Raw genomic sequence first — 21778 nt, 5'->3', positions numbered from 1 at the left:
ATCAAGTTTCGTAGATTGCAGGCGAGACATGAGGACCTCCTCTGATTTGTTAAACAGGATTACAGGAAAGAATGTAAGACGAATCCAGGGGATGGTCCCCTTTTTTTAACATAAAGCCTGAACTTGTTTCAGGATCTGGCAAAGTTAATATCCGTTGACCTGGCTTTAGATATCATCAACGATTCCTCAATCCCCACGAGATCCCGGATCAGGTCCGGATGACTGATAGTTTTAAAACCAACCTGTCATAAATTAATCTGACATCAAATATCTTAAAATCCCGTTATTTTTTATTAGAAAAAGGCGACATCCAATTTTTCAGCAGATCCTGAAAGCTTGCCTGGCTATTGCAGTTTTAATCCGGCTGTTATATTATAATTTATTACCTGATTTCTCTCACCATCAACATTTTTTATAGATGAAATATCGAGAAATAACCCCTCCGAAGCACCTGCAACATGTGATCCGTTTTTTCTGGATTGCCGAGGCCGACGCAGATTCCGCTGAATCGGTAGCCTTTCGTATTGTGGCCGATGGTTGTCCCGGAATTATCTTTCAGCAGAGCAACTCCAGGTATGCACATGGGGCGGTTATCTCGGAGCCGCTTCCCAACCTGTTTTTATATGGACAAACGACCCGGCACGGCATCCTCTGCTCATTCGGTAAAACCTATACCATCGGGGTGAACCTTTATTCCTATGCACTGAAAACCATTTTTGGGTACGATGCTGACGAATTTATGGATGAGATCGTGGACCTGGACCTGGTCCAGCCTGATTTGTATGAAAGATTGTGTTACGCCTGGAAAACGAAAGGTAAAATTGAGCTTTTATGCTCTTTTCTTACCGAACAGATCGCCCAAAATACGTTTGTTGACGACAAGCCCGTCATGAGCAGCATACGGCAAATAAATGAGTCAAGGGGCAATATTCCGATTCAGAGTATACACAGCGAGCTACAACTCTCCGAGCGACAATTTCAGCGGCGGTTTAAGCAGCAGGTCGGCGTGACACCGAAGCTTTTTTCCCGCATTATCCGGTTTCAGTCGGCACTGCAGCAGGTGCGCAGCCACCAGTACCAACAGCTCTCGGATGTGGCTTTTGACAACGGCTATGCCGACCAGTCACATTTTATCCGCGATTTTAATGAATTTGCGGGACTGAATCCCGGTGCCTACGACAAAGGGGATGTCTCGTTCATTTGCCGGCACCGCGAATGGAATATGGCGTTTAGTTAGACCTGGTCACTAAGCCTGGTCTGCAGTCTCTTCCCGGTGCATCTCTCCCCAGTCCGACATTTGTTGCAGCATCGGCTCCATGGAATGCCCCAATTCTGTGAGCTCATATTCCACACGCGGCGGCACTTCCGGGTACACAATGCGGTTTATTAGCTGATCTTCCTCAAGTTCACCCAGCTGCTTGGCCAGCATCCGTTCCGAAACGCCGGAAAGCTGATCTCTAATTTCACTGAACCGTGATCTCCCGCTATCCAGCAGTGCCCATAAGATGCCGGCTTTCCACCGTCCGCCAATCAGCCTCAGCGTATACCCCATCCCACAGTTCGCTGTAATCTTTTTCTCATTAATCCAGTTGGTTGAGGTTTGTTTTCGCATAGATTTATTCCTATAAATTTAAAGATTACCCATTGTGTAAAACATTTTGAAGTTGAGCTATTTTTCTTAATTCCTTTCTGCTTTAACCGTTTCCCGGATTCCTTCCACATACGGAGTTGGAGCGAAATCAAAACGCTTTTCAAATTTGGTGCTGTTGAAGACGTAATCCCGGTCGTATTGGTAGTACATTTCAACGATTTCGCTCATGACAGAGTCAAATAGTCCGATTAATCTCACCACAAATTTCGGGGCTGTACGATATTTCGGTTTTACGCCCAGTTCATTTGCGATAGCTTCGATCCATTCTTTGCCGGTGGGAGGATCTCCGGCCGTCGGCAAGTGCCATATTTGATTGTAGGCGTCTTCCGTGTTTCCCAGCAATGCCGTTGCTTTGGCTGCGTCCGGCACATAGGTAAAGGAGTGTTTGACATCCGCTGATCCAAGCCAGTTTGCCTTCTTTCCCTCGCGCAGGGGGTTTATCACCGTTTCCGTCAGCATGCTGGTGTCTTTGATATTGGGACCATAGAAGTCGGCCGAACGGGCTATCAGCGCCGTCAGTTCGCCTGCGTCAACGGCCTCCATAAGCATTCTGGCAATTCGGGCCCTGATTTCTCCTTTCTTGCTGGGTGGATTCACCGGGGTTTCCTCATCCATTCCATCCAAATAGTTTTCATCATACATGTAGATATTGTCGAAGAAAACCAGCTTGCAATCGTGTTCATTGCAAGCAGTAATCACATTCTGCATGATTTTGGGCCAGCTTTCCTGCCACACATCCAGATCATATCGAAGTCCTGCCGTAAGGTATGCCACAGAAGCCCCGGCAACCGATTTGCGGGTATCGGAAAGATTCAACAAATCCGCCGAAACCAGCTGGTCGGAAGGGTTCACTTTCTCCGGGCTGCGACTCACCAACCTGATTTCACCGGTAAATTCGGTAAGTTCTTTGGCCAACGCTCTTCCTACGGCTCCACCTGCTCCAAGTATCGTTTGCATTCTTCAATGAGTACTTTTTAAAGATTCGATTTTATTCGCCTTTACAAACCTTAATGTATTGCTTTATCACGACTGTTACAGCGAGTTAACCTATTCTTAATCTCCCCTTTGGGATAGGCTCAGGGCGTCTCTCAATAGTAAGAAGATCGTTATTTTGGATCAGACAGCGGGTGGATTAAGTTGCTGAAACCCCTCTTGTCGGCGATACGGCCAGTAGGGATAGGCCGCCGTTTTCTCGCTGACCTCATCCAGCCGGGACATTTGATCTGAGGTGAGGTTCCAGCCGACCGCCCCGAGGTTGTCGAGCAGCTGTTCTTCATTTCGTGCACCAATGATCACGGAGGAAACCGTCGGCCGCTGCAGCAGCCAGTTGATGGCAATTTGTGGGATCGACTTCCCGGTTTCTTCCGCAATTTCATCAAGGACATCGACCACGTCGTACAGGTGCTCTTCGTCAACGGGAGGACCGAGATCGGCAGTTTCGTGCAGTCGGCTTTTTTCAGGCAACGGTTGGTTGCGTCGGATTTTGCCGGTCAGCCGACCCCAGCCCAGCGGACTCCATACCATCGCTCCCACGCCCTGGTCCTGCCCCAGCGGCATCAGCTCCCACTCGTAATCGCGGCCCACCAGCGAGTAGTAGGTCTGGTTCGCCACATAGCGCGGGTAGCCGTATCTCTCTGAGATGGCAAGCGATTTCATCAGCTGCCAGCCCGAAAAGTTGGAGACTCCTACATAGCGTACCTTCCCGGCTCGCACGAGATCATTAAGCGTGGCAAGCACCTCTTCTATCGGCGTTGATGCATCAAAGGCGTGGATCTGCAGCAGGTCGATGTAGTCGGTTTGCAGGCGCTGCAGCGAGGCATCCACGGCGCGGAGCAGGCGGGCGCGCGACGACCCGGAATCATAGGGACCGTCACCCATGGGCAGGGTGGTTTTGGTGGAGATCATCAGCTGATTCCGCCTTCCCTTGATGGCTTCGCCCAGGACCTCCTCCGAAGCCCCATTGGAATAGACATCGGCAGTGTCGAACAGGGTTACGCCCGCTTCCAGGCAGATGTCGATCATCCGGCGGGCTTCCTCAACGTCGGTGTCGCCCCAGTGGCTGAACAGCGGTCCCCGGCCCCCAAACGTTCCTGCACCAAAGCTGAGAGCGGGCACCTTCAGTCCCGATGCTCCAAGATTTCGATACTCCATGTTGTCAGATTGTGTATCCATTTTTGTGTAGTTTTTGATTGATAATTTGTTACTCAGATGAAGGCTTCTTTTGAAATCAGAGGCCTCGACGAGCTTGTATTTGGTGCTATCAATAAACGGAGAGGCGCCGGGCTGGTCGTTGTATAATTTTGATATCATTTTGTAAACAGGCAGGAACATGGAGCGATACGTACAGTTTGAGCCCTTCATGATTGAAGATTTCGAGACCGACCACTGGGACCATCTCAAGCACCGACACAACCATTTTGAGATTATCTTCATCATGCATGGGAGCGGAAAGCATATCGTCGATGATCACGAGATGACTTACAAGGACGGGGATCTTTTCCTGCTCCGTCCGGAGGATTCCCATGAATTCAGGGTCGATCGAATGACCCGTTTTATCTACTTCAAGTTCACACAACTGTATGTTTCCAACAACAAACTCCAGGTACCAGAGCACTGGAACCGTGAGGTCGATCTGCTGCTTCGGAAATCACTGGTATCCCACAGTAGTTTGCTTAATTCTGCCGAAGACATAGGAATGACCCGGAACCTGATGGAGATGATATCAGGAGAGTGCCGCCGGTCTTCAGCCAGGTACCGGGAGATTATTTTTCAACTCTTTTCCGTTATACTGACGCTAATCAAGCGCAATCAGCCGCAGCCTTATCAAAATTTTGAAGAGGATGATACTTCCAAAATTGAATCGATCCTCTACTATATTGAGTGCAATATTCACGATCCCGATGCATTGAGCGGAAAGAAGATTGCCGAGGAGTTCTACCTCTCTCCCAATTATATTGGCTCCTTTTTCAAACGTAATACAGGCGTAACACTGAGCGGTTATATTTCGGAATACCGGTACAAGCTGATTGAGCAACGGCTCCGCTACAGCAGAGACTCACTGAAGCAGATTGCCGCTGATTTCGGTTTCTTTGATGCCAGTCACCTGAACAAGTTTTTCAAGAAGCACGCCGGTGAAAGTCCCTCTGATTACCGGATGGAAACGGGGCAAGAAGATTAGCGATTCTAAAAAAAGATGTCGGTTTTATTCTATTCCAAGATTACTGGGGTGAATATCTTGTTACAAATCAGAGATATAAACCCAAATTATACCACTAATGAAACTACTGGATTTTGGTGCTACCGGCAGCATCGGTAGCCAGATTGTTGAGCAGGCGCTTGAAAAAGGTCACCAGGTAACCGCTTTTTCCCGATCGGCATCATCATTGGATTCACATCCAAGCCTAAAGATTGTAGAAGGTGATGTATTGAATTATGATGAGGTAGAAAAGGCCGTGCCCAATCACAATGCTGTTTTTATTGCATTGGGGGGCGGCAGCAAAAGGCACTGTCCGGTCAGAAGGAACTAAAAATATTATCCGGGCGATGCAAACCCATGGTCTTCGCCGGTTGATCTGCCTCTCCATGTTGGGCGTGGGTGAGAGCTGCGGCAACCTTAACTTCTTCTGGAAGTACATCATGTTTGGCATTATTCTGCGTAAAGTGTTTTGCCGATCACAGGAAACAAGAGCAGTACATCCATGAAAGCAACCTGGAGTGGACTATTGTCCGTCCGGGGGCTTTACGGATGGTCCGCGAACCGGCAACTACAAGCATGGGTTTTCCGGCAGAAAAATGGCATGGAATTGAAGATTTCCCGCGCTATAGAAGGCACAGATATCTGGGCAAATTTTACCCAAACTATAAACTGCTAAATCTATCTGTATTGATGATTTCCCTCGACCACCTACTTTCCCTAATAACCCTTTTAGCGTCATTAGGCAGTGGCCTCATGGCAGGACTCTTTTTTGTTTTTTCTTGCAGCATTATGAAAGCACTTGCTGAACTCCGGTCCGGCGTAGGCATTACAGCTATGCAGGCCATCAATCGTGCGATTCTCAATCCCGTGTTTGTCCTTGTCTTCTGGGGCACGCCGGTGTTCTGCGTGTTAGTGATGATTTCTACCTTCCTCCATTGGCAGGGACCAAGCTCCATCTACCTGATTGCAGGCGGTGCGTTCTACCTGGTTGGTGGATTGCTGACAACTCTAATCATCCACGTGCCCATGAATAATGCGCTCGCCACGGTAATCCCTTCCGACCCGGGAGCAGCATCTCATTGGGAAAGTTACGTTAATAGATGGACGAGCTGGAATCACCTGCGGACGGTGATGACGCTTTTGGCAATGGCGTTATTTATTGCAGCGCTTTATTGATTAAGTAAAACACTCCATTTCACTTAGGTAAAATTTATTTTTAACTGCGATTGGTCAGTTCAGCCGGGAAAGCATGTAATACATTTCGGCAGCAATTTGCCTGCAACGCTCGTCATACACCTGCTCTTCCTGCGGGGTGCCATCGGCCTGTTTGGGATCCTCATATGTGATCGTTATTCGAAAAGCAGCTCCGGGAACGACGGGGCAATTCTGGTCGGCATCTGAGCAGGTCATCACTGCCACAAAATCCTGGTTGGGATTGGCCGCATCATCAAACGTTTTGGAATAACAGACGAGCGGCTCTTCGCCCTCGTCATAGAATACCTTGTAATGGGGATTGTCGCCGCCCGGGTTCTCTACGGTAAATCCTGCACGTCTGATCGCTTCCACCGCCCGGGGATTAAACGCCGTCGCCTCAGTACCACCGGAATAGGTTTCGATGCCCCCCAGGCCCCAATGATCTGCCATGGTAGCTGCCCATATCTGGCACAGGTGACTTCGACGGCTATTGTGGGTACAGATGAAGGTAAGTTTCGCCAGTTTGTCATTGTTCAGGCGCTTCCTGACGGATTCCGATAGTTCGGAAAGTTTTTCTTTTCGCTCCCCGGGGATTTGGGATACTTCTGTTTTCAGGTTGTTGAGGTACCCCTGCAAGTTATTATTCATATTATCAGTTCATAATTCAGCTTGGATTGTGGGATGATGTCTTATGGCTTTCCTGAGAGTTAGCAGCAGCCGGAGCCAGGCGTGCATGCTGGGCCAGATTGCTCTCCCCCAACCATTTCTAATTCCTTGAAAGAGTTGTCCTCAGCTCCCGGTTTCTGGGCAAAAACCGTGATGCTGTAGATGCCCGTAGAGCCATTTTTAAAGTCTTCTATCTCCTGTTCAGAAAGATATTTATCCAGAATATCGTCGGGGATCACAATCGTCTTTTCTTTTTGAAGGGTGATATTTTCAAAACCCTGCTCTTTAATATACCCGAGGTAGTCTTCTTTCTGGATAGCTCCCGCTACGCAGCCGGCATACATTTCGGCGTCTTCGCGCAAAGCTTCGGGAAGATCGCCCACCAGCACAATGTCGGAGATACTGAAATGGCCGCCCGGCTTGAGCACACGGAGTATTTCAGAGAACACTTTTTGCTTGTTCGGCACTAAATTGAGCACACAGTTGCTGACGATTACATCGGCCAAGTTATCGGAAACCGGCATATCCTCAATATCTCCGTAGCGGAATTCTACATTGTTGAAGCTTAACTTTTCGGCATTCTTGCGGGCTTTAGTGATCATGGACTCGGCAAAATCGATACCCAGTACCTTGCCGGTCGGACCGGTCTCGTGGCGTGCCACAAAGCAGTCGTTCCCGGCACCCGATCCCAGGTCGATGACGGTGTCGCCTTCGCTGATGTGAGCGAACTCGGTAGGAAGTCCGCAACCAAGTCCCAGGTCAGCATCCTTGTTATAGCCTTCGACAGAACTATAGTCGTCATTCATAATATTGTAAACTTCATCAGACGCTTCGCCGGACCCACAGCATGAGCTGGTGTTATAGTCTTTTGATTGTCCGCTAATCTGATTGTATTTAGCTTTGACAGTTTCTTTTAGCTCTTCGTCGGTTTGTTTTTTGGTACTCATATCAGCAGCAGTTGTTTTTGATTGCAGTTGTCAAATTCTGAACAAGTGGTGAAAAAAGCTCTTCAATTTCTTTGATCCCTTTTTCATCCAGGCAGTAACATACGCGCACCCCATCAATTTCTCCCTTGATAATGCCAGCGGTCTTCAGGGCTTTCAGGTGCTGGGAGACGGTGGATTGGGCCAGCGGTAACTCATCTGTGATATCTCCACAGATACAGGTGTTGCGTTCAGCCAGTAGCTCAATTATGGCAATTCGTGCAGGGTGCCCGAGGGCTTTCATCAGCTCTGCCGTTCGTTTTTGATTGGGTTCAAATAGTTTTGCCTTTGTGATGGCCATAACGCTTAATTGATTATCGTAAATTTACGATTAATATAGGACTAAACTATCTTCTTGTCAATAGATCTGTTTCCTAAAAAGTCAGCTTAATATGATATTGGAACTCAAAATACCATAACTTCCTAAATAGATGTCGGTTTTATTCAAGTGCTTGCCAGCCCAACCATTTATCTTCTTCAGCATCATAGTTTTGCCATTTACCGGAAGGATTAATCCAGTGGAGTGAAGAAATAGTCGGGAAATCTTCTTAAAATTCTACCTAACCAAATTTGGATATTATGCTTGATAAAAAGACATCTCCCAGTACATCCTACCGGTTATTCCTTAAATCACTTAAATCTTTGTTGACTTGGTCCGGTATACACCATTCGCGGCAACCAATTGTTGCTGAAAGTGAACCAAGCAAGAATCGGATCAAGTTGCCGGTAACGGTGCGTTCGCCCAGGGTAGGCAGGGTGATCCTGTATATGGAAGAGCATCTCAACGAAGAGCTGAGTCTTGGGCAGCTGGCCGAAAGTGTCCAGTTGAGCAAATACCAGCTGATCCGCCGATTTCGAAAAGAGATGGAAACGACGCCCTGGAAATACCTGCTCACTCGGCGGATAGCAAAAGCAAAACAGCTGCTGGAACAGGGAATGTCGCCGGGACAGGTAGCCATTGAGACCGGTTTTTATGATCAGAGTCATCTGAACAAAGTGTTTCGAGAGAAGCTTGGCCGCACCCCAAAAGGATACCAGGAAGAAAATTTTGCCAACAGGAATTAGGTTGCTTTAAGCTCTTTTAGAATCTTCTCCGGAATAGGCACTTAAATGTGTCGTCCAGTCTCCCGATCTACTGAATAACCTCTTCCTAATCTAAAATTGATGGTTTTGGATTACGCACTGTTTGTTGACAAGAAGCGATTCAATCGTTTTATTAATTACAAATTACAATAATTGTAATTTGTAATTAATATTTATGGAAATTAATTCAATTGGATCGCAGAATATTCGTTTAAGCAGAATAGGATTAGGATGCATGGGCATGTCAGACTTTTATGGGCCTGCTGATAAACAGGAAAGCCTTGCCACGATCCACAAAGCGCTGGACGCCGGCATCAACTGGACCGACACCGGTGATTTCTACGGGATGGGGCACAACGAGATGCTGATACGCGAGGTGGCCGAGGAGCGTCGTGATGAGATGTTTATTGCCGTTAAGTTTGGTCCCAAGCGTGCCCCGGATGGCTCATTTATCGGTATCGACAACAGTCCTTCTTCCGTCAAAAACTTTCTTACATACACGCTTAACCGGCTTGGCGTAGACCATATCGACCTTTACCAGCCCGCCCGCGTGGACCCCAACGTACCCATTCAAGAAACCGTGGGAGCAATCTCTGACATGATTGACCAAGGCTATGTGAAGTACTTAGGCCTCTCGGAAGCGGGGGCCGATACCATCCGGAAAGCACATGCTGAGCACCCGGTGAGCATGGTGCAAATGGAATATTCGCTGATGAGCCGCACGGTTGAGGAGGAAATCCTGCCCACGTTGCGGCAGCTGGGGATAGGCCTCAGCGCGTATGGCGTGCTGTCTCGTGGACTGCTGGCCGGAAAGTGGAAAAAGGCAGAGGATTTTCGGAGTCACCTGCCCCGTTTTTCCGGCGACAACCTAGAACAAAATATGCGCATAGTAGAACAACTTGGTGAAATAAGGGGGTGTCCCGCGCGCAGCTTGCCACCGCATGGGTTTTGGCTCAGGGCGATGATATCGTACCTTTAGTGGGCGCTCGTACCCGCAACCGGCTGGAGGAGTCGCTCGGTGCGCTCGAAATTACCCTAAGCGATGATGAACTCAGGCGTGTTGAGCAGGCGGTTCCTGCGGATCAGGTTGCAGGTGAGCGGTATCCATCTGAACAAATGAAGCTGCTGGACAGCGAAACATGAACTGCAAAATTCCCGATGAGCCCAAAAGAGGATGTCCATGACAAGATAATTGATAACGCGGAGCAGTGTCTGCGCCAATTTGGTCCCGAAAAGACCCGCGTGGTGGATGTGGCCAAAGCTTGTGGATTTAGCCATGCGTATGTCTACCAGTTTTTTTCCAGCCGGGCCGACCTGCTGGAAGCGGTAACCGAGCGCTGGCTGGTACGCATCGAAAATAGTCTTGATGAGGTAGTACAATCCGATAAACCTGCGGAGCAAAAGATGTACGACCTTTTCCAGGAGCTTCACCGGCTTAAAAAGTCCAAGCTGGCCGATGATCCGTATCTTTACGAAACGTTCGAAGATGTGGCAAAGACCAGTGCAGACACGGTTGATCGTCATATAAATATCATTCAGTCACAGGTTACATCGATTCTAAACCAGGGCGCTGATGAAGGCACGCTTCACTTCGATAACGCCGAAAAAGTGATGCAACTGTTCTGGAACGCCACGCTTTCATTCCATCACCCAATATTGGTTTCAGAACATATGGATCAAGACCGAACGGCAATACTCGACCAGATTATTCGTCAGCTGCTACAGTCATATAAATCAACAGAATGATCTTTTAATCTAATATTCAGTATAATTAACCCAAACTATTCTATCATTATGCCGACAGTTCAATTAACCGTACCCAAAAACGACCTCAACCGATCAGAAAAAACAAAATTCATTGAGCATCTTACTGATTCAGTGGCGCAATTTTATGACGAAGAGAAGGATGAGCAGATAAAAGAGTTCGTCAATGTACAAATCCGTGAAACTACTGAGGGAGGCTATGCCGTGGGTGGAGAAATTATAGGCTAGAATTTTTATTGGTGTGGTCCACTTTCCAAGTGGACTGAATCTTATTGCAGAATTAATTACGTCCTCATCTGCACCATCCGCGGGAATTTATGTAGTCCGCTGATATCGCAGTTATGCGACTAACGTCTTCTTCATTACTCATTAGCGCAATATTTTACAATACATCGACTGTTCCATTTTTTAACTTACCTGTGTCATCAATAAACAAGAGCATGTTATTATGGATTCAAACGATAAAACACCATTACAAAAAACCATAGCCGATCGACTCTTTAAGTCACGTATTATCATTATCAATGGCCAGATTACACAAGAATTAGTGGGAGAAGTTACCGGCCAGTTGCTGGCGCTTTCCGCTGAGTCAGATGAGCCGATCACCCTGTTCATCCACTCGCAGGGTGGGCATGTGGATTCCGGCCATGCTATCTACGATGCCATCCGATTTGTGGATTCTCGCGTCCGCATCGTTGGCAACGGCTGGGTGGCCAGTGCCGGCGCTCTCATTTATGTGGCTGTCCCCAAAGAAGACCGATACTGCCTGCCCAACACCCGGTTTTTGCTACATCAGCCTAGTGGAGGCGTGCAGGGTAGCGGCAGCGATATCGCCATAGAAGCGGAAGAGATCGTAAAGATGCGTCGCCGCCTGAACCAGATTTTAGCAGAGGCTACTGGAAAACCGATCGAACAAATTGAAGAAGATACGCAGCGTAACTTTTGGCTGACCGCCAAAGAAGCAAAAGAATACGGTTTGGTAGGATCGATTATCCAACGTATTTCTGAAGTGACGTGATATCCATTTTATTCACTCTGCTTCGGGAGTGGTGGCTATCGTATCTGACGATGTTTTTATCGGTGCATGGTGCACTTGCGGCATCACAAAAGAAAGAATGGGTTGGCGGAATACGATTAGCAACGTGACGAAAACCAGCAACAGGAATCCGGCACCATGGAATAACATTCCAAGATCGATAAAGTGCATTGCGGGTTCGCTGGCCAGTGGAGATAAAAATTGCCCGAGAAAAATGGCGGTCGTCAAGCCGCCCACAGCACGTCCCCTGGCGGACTTGGGTACTTCAGAAGTCAGCCACACATTAAAATTGGGAATCATCAGCCCCATGCCGAGACCGCAGATGGCAAGTCCAGCGACTACAACCACGTAGCTGTCTGCAAGCCCAATTACCAAGTAGCCCATGCCCATCAACCCGAAGTTGAGCGCAAGAATGGAGAGGTATCCCATCCGCGCCCTGATCCTGCCATAAGAGAGTGAAGTAACCATGCCGAAAAGCGTGGACACGGCGATAGCCATTCCGCTGGCGGTGGGACCGGCGTTGACCAGTGCTTCCAGGTAAAACGGGATCTGGATCGGGACAAGATAGAAAATAATCATCCCGAACAGACCAACTCCGTAGATAAAGCCTAGTAGTTTTGTGGGGAGTTGCTTCGACTTCTCAGCAGTATCCTGACTGCTATTCTCGTTAGTATCTGGATCAGGCAGTGCAAAAAGTGCCATCGGAATCAGGATAATGGAAAAAAGGTAGATAGCAAACGGCCAGCGCCAGCTTATTTCTGCCAGACCGCCGCCCGCAGTCAGGAAAAGCACGCCGCCAAAACTCATGAATGCAGCCTGCCACCCCATAAATTGCGAACGCTGCGGCCCCTGGTAATAATCGGCAATAAGAGTAGTGGCACTGGTCATAACACCCGCAACCGCCACGCCAAGCAGGGCCCGTCCGGCCAGGATGCCACCCAGCGACTCAAGGTAGAAACCGGAACTCCCTGCCAGCCCGTAAAGAATCAGCGATGGCATGAGCAGCTTTAACCGTCCCCAGCGGTCAACGATCATCCCTGAAAATGGAGCCGACATTACAATAAGAAGTGCCGGGAGGGTAAGCACCAGTCGCACCCAAAAACTGATATTTTCCACACCGCTGAAATGCGCCTGCATGGATGGTAGTGCCGGCGCGATAGTAGCTCCTGCCATCACTGTCAGGCTGCTTACCAGCAATAGTGTAGCACGCGTGCTAAATCTGCTTGTATTCATGAGGTGGTTTCCTTTTCTGAATTTATAACCTGCTGTAACTTCTCATCCAGCTCGTTTCCCCCGGGCAGCGTAAGCTGGAAATAGGTTTCGAGCACCTCGCGGATTTCAGCCGGCGTATCAAGCCGTCGCTTTTCGGTTTCTCCATCCAGGTGGTGAACCGAAAGCTTGTTATTGTGAAGTGCATACCGGAGATTCTTCTCCACATCAGGACGCGCGGCAATAAGCCCGGTTACAAAATGGGAGTCAGGCTTATTGGACAAGTACCAGCTGCTGACTTCGTAGTCCGGCAGAAACTGCTCCTGCAGGTCAAAGCTGTAGGTCGATTTCCACTCCCCGCGTACCAGTGCCTGTTCAATGTACAAACCATCTTCTTTGATCAGGCGGTAGGATTCATGCGTGGTTTCCTGGATCTTGTCCGGCTCCAGCAACAGCGGATCCGTAAGTGTGAGTCCGCCAAAGCCGGTGTCGGCAAGATAGTTTTTCCCATCCAGGTTGATCAGCAGGAGCATGTGTCCCCGCGGCGTGATTCGACCGTCCGGGAGATTCCAGCGAATACGGGCCGCCAGACCTTTTACGGAAAATCCGATCGCCTCCAACACATGCTTGAACAGGAGGTTCTGCTCAAAGCAATACCCGCCCCGGTTTTGATGCACCATTTTTTGCTCCAGGGAATCCAGGTCCAGTTTTACCGGCAATCCCAGCAGGGGATTGAGATTTTCGAAGGGAATTGCCTGCGTGTGGTGCTCATGAAGGGTCCGAAGCGTACGTTCATTCGCTTCGCGAGCCCCTTCATATCCAATGCGTGCAAAATAGGCGTCCAGGTCTATTGCAGAACTCATGCGGCCTCCTCGTCGTAAGCATTTATTTTTTTCTGGTGAATCGCATCGGCAAACCAGAGGAATTCATCCAGGAACTTGTCGGTCGACTTGACAATATCGTCGTGTTGAGGCTCAAATGAGTCATCAAACGCATTTCCTACGCCGGAGACCAACAGTTTCATTGGCATGGGATACGCCCCGATACTCAAAATGATCTCCTGCAGATGATGCGAAGCGTTAATCCCTCCAAATGAGCCAGCCGAAGCCGTAACAACGCCAATCGGCTTTTTCTTGAATTCGCTCCAGTAGTAATCGATGGCATTTTTAAGCACGCCCGAGATACTGCCGTGATATTCGGGGGTGACCAAAAGGAGGGCGTCGGCGTCATCCAGCCGCTCGCCAATCTGCAGCGCATTCTCCGGTGGATCGGGATGATGCCCGGCCCGTTCTCTGAGAATCGGCAAGGAGTCTTCTGCCAGATCGATCAGGTCGGTTTCTATGTTACGGTTGATGAGTTCATTTTTGAGATAGTAAGCAGCCTTATGGGTTTGTCTGCCCATACGAACGCTGCCCAATAAGATTGCGACTTTCATATTGCTGTTATTTTAAAGTTGAAGTTATCTTGGTAAAAATTCCTCGTTCAGCCGTGATATCGTTTTGCTGGAAGAATTCGGCGGGATCGAACCCCTGTCGCTGGTATTCCTCCTTAACTGCTTCCTTGGCGTTGGACAGCGACTCCTCGTCCTCCCACACGGCTACTGTTATGCAGACCAGATTTCCGTCTTCATCCGTGCGCTGATAGGCACGGTCCTCAACAAAGCCGGGCAGGTTTTTGATATAGTCCTGGTTGATATGCAACCGTTCGACAAATTCTTCTTTTGCCTGCCCGGGGACGATAAACCTGTTGATGAATATCGGCCTGTTATCGTGGTTATTTGACTGTGTACTCATGGCGAAACCGTTACACTTTAGCTTTACGGTAATTTTCAGCTACCGCATCCCAGTTCACCACATTCCAGAACGCATCGATGTAGGCACCGCGCTTGTTCTGGTAATTGAGGTAGTAGGCGTGTTCCCACACGTCAATGCCCAGAATGGGGGTGCCCTGTACATCAGTTACATCCATCAAAGGATTATCCTGGTTGGGGGTAGAAGTAAACGCCAGCTGATTGTCACCAGTCACAACCAGCCAGGCCCATCCAGAGCCGAACCGGGAGCCCGCTTCCTGTGTAAACTGATCTTTAAACCCATCAAAGGAATCAAAGGTGCTGTTGATGGCATCGGCCAGTTCACCCTCGGGGGTTGCTCCACCGTTTGGGCTCAGGATATTCCAGAACAGGCTGTGGTTGTAATGCCCGCCGCCGTTGTTCCGGATGTCGGGCGGCAGTTCGGATGCGGATGCGAGGATCTCTTCGATCGATGAATCCTCGTATTCTGTCCCTTCTATAGCGTTGTTGAACTTGCTGACATATCCCTGGTGATGTTTGGTGTGATGAATTTCCATCGTCTGGGCGTCAATAAATGGTTCCAGTGCATCGTATTCGAATGAAAGTGTTTGAAGTTGATAGCTCATGGTTCTGTTTGTTTTGTCGGTTTCGATTCGATACCAAGTTAGAAAAATGAATTAATAAACAAAATAAACACTTGGTTTATTTGTATAATTAGTTTTTATCAAACCGATAGATAATTAAAAAGTGAATCTGGGCTGCGAGAAAGGCTTTTTGTAACTTCAGGAATTTATTTATAGAAAGGAATTCAGTATGTTGGGGTGATTAGACCAATTAAATGCTTTGTTTATTATGGAAAAAGAAGTGCCGGCCAATGAGCGAGCTGTTTGGATCCTGAAAACCCGTGGACCGCAGCCCCTGTCTGCAATCGCCAAGGAGATGGATGTTACCAAAGAAGGGGCCCGGTTCCACCTGCTGAAGTTAGAGAAAGAGGGACTTGTAGAATCCCGAAGTGAAGCCAAGGGTCGCGGGCGACCTAAAAAAATCTGGTCCCTTACAGACAAGGGGAACGCCCGGTTTCCCGATATGCACGGTGAGCTCGCAGTCAATCTCATCGCCATGATGCGGGAGTCGCTCGGCGAAGAGGCCCTGCAAAAAGTGGTGGAAGCCAACGAAAACCGAACACTAAAGCAGTACACACGGGAGCTGGAGGAGTGCAACAGCCTGGAGGACAAGGTGGCCCGCCTGACTGAGATCCGCAGCCGGGAAGGCTACATGGCTGAATACGAGAAAGACGACGAGGGCTACCTGTTTGTGGAGAATCACTGCCCGATCTGTTCCGCTGCCCAGACCTGCCAGGGATTCTGTCGGGCGGAACTTAATATCTTCCAAGAGGTATTGGGTGATGATGTTAATGTTGAGCGAGAGGAGCATATCATTAAGGGCGCCCGCCGGTGTGCCTACCGCATTACGAAAGATTGAGAACCTCTATTCATCAGAACTACTGTTCATTTCACTCCATCTGCGGATTTTCCATGGTTTGGAAAAAATCATGCATGATGCTGTAAATATGAAAGTTTTCCCAGATGGTAATCATTCGTTGATTTTCGGGACGCTCCACCCACTCCCCTTCAATGTACACGGGGCCAGGAATCTGCTTTGATTCCGCCCATTCAGGATTCTTGACAATCGCCACCGCCGCCATGTCAAACAGTGGACGGGAAGGCGGATCCCCATCCATCTGGTAATTTTCAAACAGGTTCACCGAGTAATCGCCGAAATTATTGAACAATCCACCGTGCCGCCCCTCGACCGGTTCCGATATATGAGGACCTTTGCCGGGCATGCGCTGCAGGATTTGTGCTTTTGTCACCTTAACGGCATCGGTGCCCGAGGGTTTACCGTAGCGCACCGTCACCATATCGAAGGGCAGATCCGAATTCAGCAGGTAGTTCATCGCTGTGGTATCCGCGTTTTGATTATGTTCCCCGGGTTCGGGGTAATTTGATCCCAGCCAGACCAGCCGGGCCTTTGAGGCGATCGCGGGCTCTTTCTCCAGGGCCAGCGCAATGTTTGTAAGCTTCCCGACAGCCAGGAGAATAAGCTCTTCTTCAGCGGCCATCGACTGCTCAATAATAAAGTTAACCGCCTCGGATCCTTCAAAACCGGGTTGGTCTATCTGTCCCCTTATTTCGTTAAAGGTGCCATCTGCTCCTTTGTGCAATGGGATCTCACTATAAGACTTGCTGAGCTTCAGTATCCTCTCGGCCTCGGCATAATCCAGGTCCACACTCGGTTCCTTGGTCGAATTAACGGTAATTCCCTCTATATCAAAGATATCCTGGTTGAACAACAGGCAAGCCAGTGCATGCTGATCATCGATCTCGTTGTTGGTATCTGAATCAAACAGAATCCGTTTTGGAGACTGGACTTGCAGGTTATGACCTGTCGCTTGTCGATTATATTGGTCGGAACTACAGCCCATGGTGCTACTGAAAATAAATAACCCTAAAAATAATATTCCCCATTGCATCGCTTCATACCTGATGTAAAATTTCATGGCCGTTAACCTATAATTCTGTAGTTTATTTTGTTCGTGTAATCTTGAAATAAATAGTGCAACCTCCAAAGAGAAGAAATATCCTTCTTGTGGTGACCTATTGGTAACACCTCTGTCGTCTTTCCTCCCTGCATCAAGCTCTGCTGTAATAAAAAGAGCTACGAATATTTCGTAATTCTCGCTACTTCTTTTTCAGAAACCGTTTTATATACTCTGTAGTAATTGGTATGAAGATGAATATGCAAACAACAGGCTACGCTATATGGCATCACAGAATGAAGAGCAAGAAAACAAAACAAATGTGGCAAAAGGGAAAAAGTATCCACACATTCCCGGCCAGCCCCCGGATGAGTCGACGGCCTCTTTGCTGAAAGAGCTGGTGGCTCATTTGAGGCAAAAAAGAAGCGAGCTTCGCGAGGAGTGGGCGCGCAGGATACAGGAAGCTGAGCTGCTGACCGCAATGACCAAGGAAGAAATCCTGGCGGAAGCAACCTCGGTTTATGATAACTATGTAGAAGCACTTGAGACGGGAACCTATGAGGCCCTGCAGTCCTATGCCCGTAACCTTTCGGAACGCATTATTCCCAGGGGAGTGGAGACGCATGAAGTCGTTGGCATCGTATTGTTGCTGCGAGACGTGCTTGCCCGCTCACTGTTTGCCAAATACCGCGATGATTTTGACAAGCTTAACCGTATCCTGGATGCTTACGAGCCGGCTGCCAACCGTATCGCCAACACTGTGGCGGTGGGATTTGTACAGGAGCGGGAGCGGGTAATCCGCGAGCAGCAGGAGGCGATCCGGGAGCTTTCCACACCGGTATTGCAGGTTCGTGAACGCCTGCTCATTCTCCCCATCATCGGCATCATCGATCCGAAGCGTGCCCAGCAGCTCACCGAACAGCTGCTGCAAGCCATTCGCAGGAACCGCGCCAAGGTGGTGGTGATCGATATCACAGGTGTGCCCACGATGGATGAGAAGGTCGCCAATCACCTGGTGCAAACAGTGGACGCCACCCGCCTTTTGGGAGCCAGTGTTATTGTAACCGGCCTTTCCTCGGAGATCGCCCAGACACTGGTGACCATCGGTGTGGATCTGACTAAAATTATTACCGTCGGTGATCTGCAGGGCGGTATTGAAGAAGCAGAACGCAAACTGGGATACCGGGTGCAGCAGGTAGACCCGGCCAAGGCTCAAGGGTAACGGCGATTATTATGAGGGTGCCAATTTTAAAACAGGGTGATTACCTGATTGCCTCGGTTCAATCTTCACTGAGCGATGATGAGCTTCTGAAACTACGCGACAACCTCGTCGACAAAGTGTCCAAAGTTAGAGCAAAGGGTGTCATCATTGATGTGACTGTACTTGATGTAATGGATTCCTTTGCTACCCGTATTCTTCGGGATATCGCACAGATGATAAAACTAAGAGGAGCGCCCACCGTTGTGGCCGGCATTCAGCCGGATGTTGCTCTGGCGATGGTTCAGCTGGGATTAACACTGGGACACCTTGAAACGGCCCTGGATTTGGAAGAGGGATTGGCACTACTGGATGACTATAATCAACCAAAGAATAATTAATGTTCCCACCTGTGCTTTTTTCTAATGATAACAAGCTAGATATCTCTCCAAATGGACTATTCAGTTGCCCACCCTCTTTGCAAAATTTAATGTGCATAGGAGTACTTAATTATTTGGGAATGATGTAGTTTGCGGTATTGGTAGCACCACACTAGCAGCAGCCATGGCAGATCACTCATCGGAAATGAAAAAGAAAGAAACCCCGCTCGAAGGGCAGCGTTTTGTGATTAATTCTGACAGAGACCTGGTTACAATACGAGATTTTGGACGAAAGCTGGGTGAAAAAATAGGGTTTCAAAGCAATGACCGGACGCTGATTGCAACGGCCCTGTCCGAAGTATGCCGGAATGTCCTGGAATATGCCGGTAGCGGTGAAGTGCGCATAGAACCGGTCGCCCAGCTGAAAACAAAGGGAATGACCATTACCGTCACCGATACCGGTCCCGGAATAGAGGATGTGGAGAAAGCACTGCAGGAAGGCTTTTCCACCGGCCGGGGCATGGGGCTTGGTTTGCCCGGCGCCAAGCGCATCATGGATGAGTTCCAGATTAATTCGAAAATAGGGAATGGAACAACTGTCACGATGAGTAAATGGCTAAAAAACCATGAGTTTTGACCGGATAGAAATGGAATCAGGACAGTTGTCGTTTGGCGAATGGTGGTCTGCGAAATCTCCCAAACGGGATGAAGCTGTCTGTGGTGACCAGGCTTTAATAAGGCAGATTGGCAACCAAATTTTATTTGGTGTTGTGGATGGGCTTGGACACGGAATCCGGGCGGCCGAAGCCAGCACACAAGCAATGGAGCTGCTGCAGACCTTCAAAGAAGGAGAATCGATTATCTCTTTGCTTAAACGATGCCACAAGCACCTTCGCTACACACGGGGCGTCGTACTTAGCCTGGGCGTCATAGATTCCGAAGAGGATACCTTAACCTGGACGGGTGTGGGCAATGTAGAAGGCATATTGCTAAGGCCCGGGAAGGAGAAGTTAAACTATCTTGAGGCTATTACCCTGAGGGCGGGCGTAGTGGGTTATAAATTGCCGTCTCCCCGGGCTTCGATTGTCCCTGTATCTATTGGTGATCTAATCGTTTTTACTACCGACGGAGTTGAATCCAGCTATTTGGGTTATTTTGAAAACCACATTGATGCTGAAGAAACCGTTGGTAAGATAGCCGGCAACTGCTTTAAACAGACCGATGATGCACTGTTGTTTATTTTCCGATACAATTGATTGAAAAATGGAGACTGAAGCTAAAAAATTCAGAGATATATTCCGTGCAGGACTGAAAACGTACCTTTCCGACAAAAATGAAGCGAGCTTGACAGATGCCTATGAGCTCGGCCGCCAGGCTCTGAAGGATGGATTCAGTGAACTTGCGATCATCGAAATGTATCATGTTGTACTTAAAGATATCCTGCGGGATAGAAACGGAGGTAACGACTGTGAAATATTGGAACGATCCTCAGTCTACCTGGTGGAGTGCCTTGCCCCATTTGAAGTGAAACTCCGAAGCTACCAGGATCTGATAGAGGACCTCAACAAAAAAAACGAGCAGCTCAAGGAGGAGATTCAAAACAGGAAAGAAGTTGATAAGGAGCTGCAGCGAAGCAAAGATCACTTTCAATCCCTTATCGAACATGCCCAGGATGTGATAACGGTGCTGGATGGCAAGGGCATTATCCGTTATACAAGCCCATCCATCAGAAGAATCCTGGGGTACGGAAAGAGTGAGTTGCTGGGCCGAGACACGTTCCAGTATTTACATCCCCGGGATTTGGATCGGGTAAAAAATATTTTTGATGAACTCCTGGCTGAACCTGACAGGATACGCTCTGAAGAGTTTCGGTTTAAGCACAGGGATGGATACTGGGTATTTCTCGAGAGCATTGCCAAGCATGTCAGCGATGAGGATGGCACCCGCATTATAGTCAATTCTCGTGACGTTACGGAGCGTAAACGGGCGATTAAACAACTACGAGAAAATGAAGCCCAGCTTTCTGAGGCGCAACGGATTGCCAAAGTAGGTAGCTGGGAGTGGCGACCCGGAGAGGAGGACGGCCTAAGCTGGTCTGACGAAATGTGCCGGATTTATGGAATTGACCCGACTAGTTTCAACCATACCTACGAGACATTTTTGGAGCATGTCCATCCCGAGGATAGAGACCGTATCGAGCGTGAGGTAACGAGGGCCCTTGAACTTAAACAGCCATTTGCTTTTGAGCACAGGATTATCCGGGGCAGTGACGGGGAAGAGCGAAAACTGCTGGGGCGGGGACAGGTCATTACCGATGGCAAAGGCCAGGTTGTAAGGCTGATAGGGACCGGGCAGGATATCACAGAGCAAAAAGAGAGGGAACAGAAGCTCCGGGAATACAGTAATCGGCTCCGCAGGCTTTCCGCACGCATTGAACGGGCCCGGGAAGAGGAACGAACTCGGATAGCCCGGGAGGTTCACGATGAGCTGGGCCAGATGCTGACCGTCTTGAAAATGGACATCTCAATGCTTTCGGGGGAATTAAAGAAGAAAATAGACCCGGAGATCATGGATTTCCTCGAGCGCGAGACCCAAAATATTCTGAAACGTATCAATACCATCATCTCATCGGTACAACGGATAACCGCCGAGCTTCGTCCGGAAGTGCTGGACGACCTGGGATTGAAAGATGCTATTGAGTGGCAGGCGCAGGAGTTTGCCGAGCGCAGTGGCCTAAGAGTCAATTTCAACAGCAATATTTCGAATCCCAATATGCTGGATGAAGAGCAGTCAACGATCATATTCCGCATTTTCCAGGAGACGCTTACCAATATTATCCGCCACGCACAGGCAAGTAAAGTGGACATCAGGCTGGATATCGAAGATGAGTGCCTTGTGCTGGTTGTGAGAGACAACGGCATTGGTATTACTGAGGAACAGCGGGAAGCTTCTGCCTCGCTGGGACTGATCGGCATGCGCGAACGCACCCAGCTGCTGGGTGGCACAGTCCGCATTGAGGGAAAGGAGAACGAACAGACAAAAGTAATGCTGCAAATACCCCTCGACAAAAGGGATTAAACTGAAACTCTT

General features: G+C 48.8%; 27 protein-coding genes and 1 pseudogene. 16 read left to right on the top strand and 12 right to left on the bottom strand.

Annotated elements, in window-relative coordinates:
* The first annotated feature begins 418 nt into the window (after positions 1-418).
* Positions 419-1237 carry a helix-turn-helix domain-containing protein gene (locus NC796_RS21845; RefSeq protein WP_310687744.1) on the top strand — a complete coding sequence of 273 codons (819 nt, stop codon included), beginning with the start codon at positions 419-421 and terminating at the stop codon, positions 1235-1237.
* A gap of 9 nt (positions 1238-1246) precedes the next feature.
* On the opposite strand, the gene NC796_RS21840 is transcribed toward NC796_RS21845, so the two are convergent.
* From NC796_RS21840 to NC796_RS21830, 3 genes are all read right to left on the bottom strand, one after another.
* The gene (locus NC796_RS21840; protein ID WP_310687742.1) at positions 1247-1612 is read right to left on the bottom strand and encodes a winged helix-turn-helix transcriptional regulator; all 366 of its coding nucleotides are present in this window, start codon (positions 1610-1612) and stop codon (positions 1247-1249) included.
* 66 nt (positions 1613-1678) lie between these two features.
* Entirely contained in the window at positions 1679-2608 is a 930-nt protein-coding gene (locus NC796_RS21835) for an NAD-dependent epimerase/dehydratase family protein (RefSeq protein ID WP_310687741.1), read from the bottom strand.
* Positions 2609-2767: 159 nt separating this feature from the next.
* Positions 2768-3802: an aldo/keto reductase gene (locus NC796_RS21830; RefSeq protein ID WP_409070403.1), complete on the bottom strand. Its 1035-nt coding sequence runs from the start codon at positions 3800-3802 to the stop codon at positions 2768-2770.
* A gap of 178 nt (positions 3803-3980) precedes the next feature.
* Here NC796_RS21830 and NC796_RS21825 point away from each other — a divergent pair, with 178 nt between their 5' ends.
* The 4 genes from NC796_RS21825 (at position 3981) to NC796_RS21815 (ending at position 6023) form a co-directional block, all read left to right on the top strand.
* A complete protein-coding gene (locus NC796_RS21825) occupies positions 3981-4829 on the top strand; it encodes an AraC family transcriptional regulator (protein WP_310687736.1) in 849 nt (282 codons plus the stop codon).
* Positions 4830-4926: 97 nt separating this feature from the next.
* Complete coding sequence (locus NC796_RS21820; protein WP_310687734.1) at positions 4927-5178, top strand: NAD(P)-binding oxidoreductase; 252 nt, start codon at positions 4927-4929, stop codon at positions 5176-5178.
* Complete coding sequence (locus tag NC796_RS26895) at positions 5117-5353, top strand: NAD(P)H-binding protein (protein WP_409070402.1); 237 nt, start codon at positions 5117-5119, stop codon at positions 5351-5353. The genes NC796_RS21820 and NC796_RS26895 overlap by 62 nt, the downstream gene beginning before the upstream one ends.
* Positions 5354-5423: 70 nt before the next feature.
* Positions 5424-6023, top strand: a complete 600-nt coding sequence (locus NC796_RS21815; protein WP_310687732.1) for an anthrone oxygenase family protein — start codon at positions 5424-5426, stop codon at positions 6021-6023.
* Positions 6024-6077: 54 nt separating this feature from the next.
* Here the strand turns inward: NC796_RS21815 and NC796_RS21810 are convergent, their stop codons facing one another.
* The 3 genes from NC796_RS21810 to NC796_RS21800 are packed head-to-tail and all read right to left on the bottom strand — an operon-like array spanning position 6078 to position 7991.
* On the bottom strand, positions 6078-6689 hold the full coding sequence (locus NC796_RS21810; RefSeq protein WP_310687730.1) for a protein-tyrosine-phosphatase: 612 nt from the start codon (positions 6687-6689) through the stop codon (positions 6078-6080).
* A 59-nt stretch (positions 6690-6748) separates the two neighbouring features.
* Entirely contained in the window at positions 6749-7654 is a 906-nt protein-coding gene (locus NC796_RS21805; RefSeq protein WP_310687728.1) for an arsenite methyltransferase, read from the bottom strand.
* Position 7655: 1 nt separating this feature from the next.
* Positions 7656-7991 carry a metalloregulator ArsR/SmtB family transcription factor gene (locus tag NC796_RS21800; protein WP_310687726.1) on the bottom strand — a complete coding sequence of 112 codons (336 nt, stop codon included), beginning with the start codon at positions 7989-7991 and terminating at the stop codon, positions 7656-7658.
* 278 nt (positions 7992-8269) lie between these two features.
* Between NC796_RS21800 and NC796_RS21795 the strand changes: the two genes are divergently transcribed.
* The 5 genes and pseudogenes from NC796_RS21795 (at position 8270) to NC796_RS21775 (ending at position 11555) form a co-directional block, all read left to right on the top strand.
* Entirely contained in the window at positions 8270-8755 is a 486-nt protein-coding gene (locus NC796_RS21795; RefSeq protein WP_310687724.1) for a helix-turn-helix domain-containing protein, read from the top strand.
* A 193-nt stretch (positions 8756-8948) separates the two neighbouring features.
* A pseudogene (locus NC796_RS21790) lies at positions 8949-9916 on the top strand (aldo/keto reductase).
* A 15-nt stretch (positions 9917-9931) separates the two neighbouring features.
* Positions 9932-10519, top strand: a complete 588-nt coding sequence (locus tag NC796_RS21785; protein ID WP_310687723.1) for a TetR family transcriptional regulator — start codon at positions 9932-9934, stop codon at positions 10517-10519.
* A 48-nt stretch (positions 10520-10567) separates the two neighbouring features.
* On the top strand, positions 10568-10765 hold the full coding sequence (locus tag NC796_RS21780) for a tautomerase family protein (protein WP_310687721.1): 198 nt from the start codon (positions 10568-10570) through the stop codon (positions 10763-10765).
* Positions 10766-10985: 220 nt separating this feature from the next.
* The gene (locus NC796_RS21775; RefSeq protein WP_310687719.1) at positions 10986-11555 is read left to right on the top strand and encodes an ATP-dependent Clp protease proteolytic subunit; all 570 of its coding nucleotides are present in this window, start codon (positions 10986-10988) and stop codon (positions 11553-11555) included.
* Positions 11556-11567: 12 nt separating this feature from the next.
* Here the strand turns inward: NC796_RS21775 and NC796_RS21770 are convergent, their stop codons facing one another.
* Genes NC796_RS21770 through NC796_RS21750 form a run of 5 tightly spaced genes read right to left on the bottom strand, consistent with a single transcriptional unit; the run spans position 11568 to position 15197 of the window.
* On the bottom strand, positions 11568-12806 hold the full coding sequence (locus NC796_RS21770; protein WP_310687717.1) for an MFS transporter: 1239 nt from the start codon (positions 12804-12806) through the stop codon (positions 11568-11570).
* Positions 12803-13645 (bottom strand): arylamine N-acetyltransferase, encoded by an 843-nt coding sequence (locus NC796_RS21765; protein ID WP_310687715.1) that lies wholly within the window; start codon positions 13643-13645, stop codon positions 12803-12805. Before NC796_RS21765 ends, NC796_RS21770 begins: the two co-directional genes overlap by 4 nt.
* A complete protein-coding gene (locus NC796_RS21760; RefSeq protein WP_310687713.1) occupies positions 13642-14217 on the bottom strand; it encodes an NAD(P)H-dependent oxidoreductase in 576 nt (191 codons plus the stop codon). Before NC796_RS21760 ends, NC796_RS21765 begins: the two co-directional genes overlap by 4 nt.
* Before the next feature lie 7 nt (positions 14218-14224).
* On the bottom strand, positions 14225-14575 hold the full coding sequence (locus tag NC796_RS21755) for an antibiotic biosynthesis monooxygenase (protein WP_310687711.1): 351 nt from the start codon (positions 14573-14575) through the stop codon (positions 14225-14227).
* Positions 14576-14585: 10 nt separating this feature from the next.
* Complete coding sequence (locus tag NC796_RS21750; protein WP_310687709.1) at positions 14586-15197, bottom strand: superoxide dismutase; 612 nt, start codon at positions 15195-15197, stop codon at positions 14586-14588.
* Positions 15198-15423: 226 nt separating this feature from the next.
* Here NC796_RS21750 and NC796_RS21745 point away from each other — a divergent pair, with 226 nt between their 5' ends.
* Complete coding sequence (locus tag NC796_RS21745; RefSeq protein WP_310687707.1) at positions 15424-16053, top strand: metalloregulator ArsR/SmtB family transcription factor; 630 nt, start codon at positions 15424-15426, stop codon at positions 16051-16053.
* Positions 16054-16084: 31 nt separating this feature from the next.
* Here NC796_RS21745 and NC796_RS21740 read toward each other — a convergent pair whose 3' ends face one another.
* Positions 16085-17131: a nucleoside hydrolase gene (locus NC796_RS21740; RefSeq protein ID WP_310687705.1), complete on the bottom strand. Its 1047-nt coding sequence runs from the start codon at positions 17129-17131 to the stop codon at positions 16085-16087.
* A gap of 262 nt (positions 17132-17393) precedes the next feature.
* Here NC796_RS21740 and NC796_RS21735 point away from each other — a divergent pair, with 262 nt between their 5' ends.
* The 5 genes from NC796_RS21735 (at position 17394) to NC796_RS21715 (ending at position 21766) form a co-directional block, all read left to right on the top strand.
* Complete coding sequence (locus NC796_RS21735) at positions 17394-18332, top strand: STAS domain-containing protein (RefSeq protein ID WP_310687703.1); 939 nt, start codon at positions 17394-17396, stop codon at positions 18330-18332.
* An 11-nt stretch (positions 18333-18343) separates the two neighbouring features.
* The gene (locus NC796_RS21730) at positions 18344-18709 is read left to right on the top strand and encodes an STAS domain-containing protein (protein ID WP_310687701.1); all 366 of its coding nucleotides are present in this window, start codon (positions 18344-18346) and stop codon (positions 18707-18709) included.
* Between the two features lie 163 nt (positions 18710-18872).
* Positions 18873-19325, top strand: coding sequence for an anti-sigma regulatory factor (locus NC796_RS21725; RefSeq protein WP_310687699.1), 453 nt, complete (start codon positions 18873-18875; stop codon positions 19323-19325).
* Positions 19315-19944, top strand: a complete 630-nt coding sequence (locus NC796_RS21720; protein ID WP_310687697.1) for a SpoIIE family protein phosphatase — start codon at positions 19315-19317, stop codon at positions 19942-19944. Before NC796_RS21725 ends, NC796_RS21720 begins: the two co-directional genes overlap by 11 nt.
* Positions 19945-19951: 7 nt before the next feature.
* Complete coding sequence (locus tag NC796_RS21715) at positions 19952-21766, top strand: PAS domain-containing protein (RefSeq protein ID WP_310687695.1); 1815 nt, start codon at positions 19952-19954, stop codon at positions 21764-21766.
* The last annotated feature ends 12 nt before the right edge of the window (positions 21767-21778 follow it).

It is taken from the genome of Aliifodinibius sp. S!AR15-10 (assembly GCF_031569985.1).
Classification (GTDB): Bacteria; Bacteroidota; Rhodothermia; order Balneolales; family Balneolaceae; genus JAMQKA01.
This window is presented reverse-complemented; position numbering and strand designations above follow the sequence as displayed.

What these genes read in the sequence shown, in the direction of transcription:
- NC796_RS21785 (WP_310687723.1), top strand. Translation starts at nt 9,932, where the DNA reads ATGAGCCCAAAAGAGGATGTCCATGACAAGATAATTGATAACGCGGAG.
- NC796_RS26895 (WP_409070402.1), top strand. Translation starts at nt 5,117, where the DNA reads ATGCTGTTTTTATTGCATTGGGGGGCGGCAGCAAAAGGCACTGTCCGG.
- NC796_RS21805 (WP_310687728.1), bottom strand. Translation starts at nt 7,654, where the DNA reads ATGAGTACCAAAAAACAAACCGACGAAGAGCTAAAAGAAACTGTCAAA.
- NC796_RS21735 (WP_310687703.1), top strand. Translation starts at nt 17,394, where the DNA reads ATGGCATCACAGAATGAAGAGCAAGAAAACAAAACAAATGTGGCAAAA.
- NC796_RS21775 (WP_310687719.1), top strand. Translation starts at nt 10,986, where the DNA reads ATGGATTCAAACGATAAAACACCATTACAAAAAACCATAGCCGATCGA.
- NC796_RS21730 (WP_310687701.1), top strand. Translation starts at nt 18,344, where the DNA reads ATGAGGGTGCCAATTTTAAAACAGGGTGATTACCTGATTGCCTCGGTT.
- NC796_RS21780 (WP_310687721.1), top strand. Translation starts at nt 10,568, where the DNA reads ATGCCGACAGTTCAATTAACCGTACCCAAAAACGACCTCAACCGATCA.
- NC796_RS21840 (WP_310687742.1), bottom strand. Translation starts at nt 1,612, where the DNA reads ATGCGAAAACAAACCTCAACCAACTGGATTAATGAGAAAAAGATTACA.
- NC796_RS21845 (WP_310687744.1), top strand. Translation starts at nt 419, where the DNA reads ATGAAATATCGAGAAATAACCCCTCCGAAGCACCTGCAACATGTGATC.
- NC796_RS21795 (WP_310687724.1), top strand. Translation starts at nt 8,270, where the DNA reads ATGCTTGATAAAAAGACATCTCCCAGTACATCCTACCGGTTATTCCTT.
- NC796_RS21740 (WP_310687705.1), bottom strand. Translation starts at nt 17,131, where the DNA reads ATGAAATTTTACATCAGGTATGAAGCGATGCAATGGGGAATATTATTT.
- NC796_RS21835 (WP_310687741.1), bottom strand. Translation starts at nt 2,608, where the DNA reads ATGCAAACGATACTTGGAGCAGGTGGAGCCGTAGGAAGAGCGTTGGCC.
- NC796_RS21815 (WP_310687732.1), top strand. Translation starts at nt 5,424, where the DNA reads ATGGGTTTTCCGGCAGAAAAATGGCATGGAATTGAAGATTTCCCGCGC.
- NC796_RS21745 (WP_310687707.1), top strand. Translation starts at nt 15,424, where the DNA reads ATGGAAAAAGAAGTGCCGGCCAATGAGCGAGCTGTTTGGATCCTGAAA.
- NC796_RS21830 (WP_409070403.1), bottom strand. Translation starts at nt 3,802, where the DNA reads ATGGAGTATCGAAATCTTGGAGCATCGGGACTGAAGGTGCCCGCTCTC.
- NC796_RS21810 (WP_310687730.1), bottom strand. Translation starts at nt 6,689, where the DNA reads ATGAATAATAACTTGCAGGGGTACCTCAACAACCTGAAAACAGAAGTA.
- NC796_RS21765 (WP_310687715.1), bottom strand. Translation starts at nt 13,645, where the DNA reads ATGAGTTCTGCAATAGACCTGGACGCCTATTTTGCACGCATTGGATAT.
- NC796_RS21760 (WP_310687713.1), bottom strand. Translation starts at nt 14,217, where the DNA reads ATGAAAGTCGCAATCTTATTGGGCAGCGTTCGTATGGGCAGACAAACC.
- NC796_RS21755 (WP_310687711.1), bottom strand. Translation starts at nt 14,575, where the DNA reads ATGAGTACACAGTCAAATAACCACGATAACAGGCCGATATTCATCAAC.
- NC796_RS21720 (WP_310687697.1), top strand. Translation starts at nt 19,315, where the DNA reads ATGAGTTTTGACCGGATAGAAATGGAATCAGGACAGTTGTCGTTTGGC.
- NC796_RS21800 (WP_310687726.1), bottom strand. Translation starts at nt 7,991, where the DNA reads ATGGCCATCACAAAGGCAAAACTATTTGAACCCAATCAAAAACGAACG.
- NC796_RS21820 (WP_310687734.1), top strand. Translation starts at nt 4,927, where the DNA reads ATGAAACTACTGGATTTTGGTGCTACCGGCAGCATCGGTAGCCAGATT.
- NC796_RS21750 (WP_310687709.1), bottom strand. Translation starts at nt 15,197, where the DNA reads ATGAGCTATCAACTTCAAACACTTTCATTCGAATACGATGCACTGGAA.
- NC796_RS21725 (WP_310687699.1), top strand. Translation starts at nt 18,873, where the DNA reads ATGGCAGATCACTCATCGGAAATGAAAAAGAAAGAAACCCCGCTCGAA.
- NC796_RS21770 (WP_310687717.1), bottom strand. Translation starts at nt 12,806, where the DNA reads ATGAATACAAGCAGATTTAGCACGCGTGCTACACTATTGCTGGTAAGC.
- NC796_RS21825 (WP_310687736.1), top strand. Translation starts at nt 3,981, where the DNA reads ATGGAGCGATACGTACAGTTTGAGCCCTTCATGATTGAAGATTTCGAG.
- NC796_RS21715 (WP_310687695.1), top strand. Translation starts at nt 19,952, where the DNA reads ATGGAGACTGAAGCTAAAAAATTCAGAGATATATTCCGTGCAGGACTG.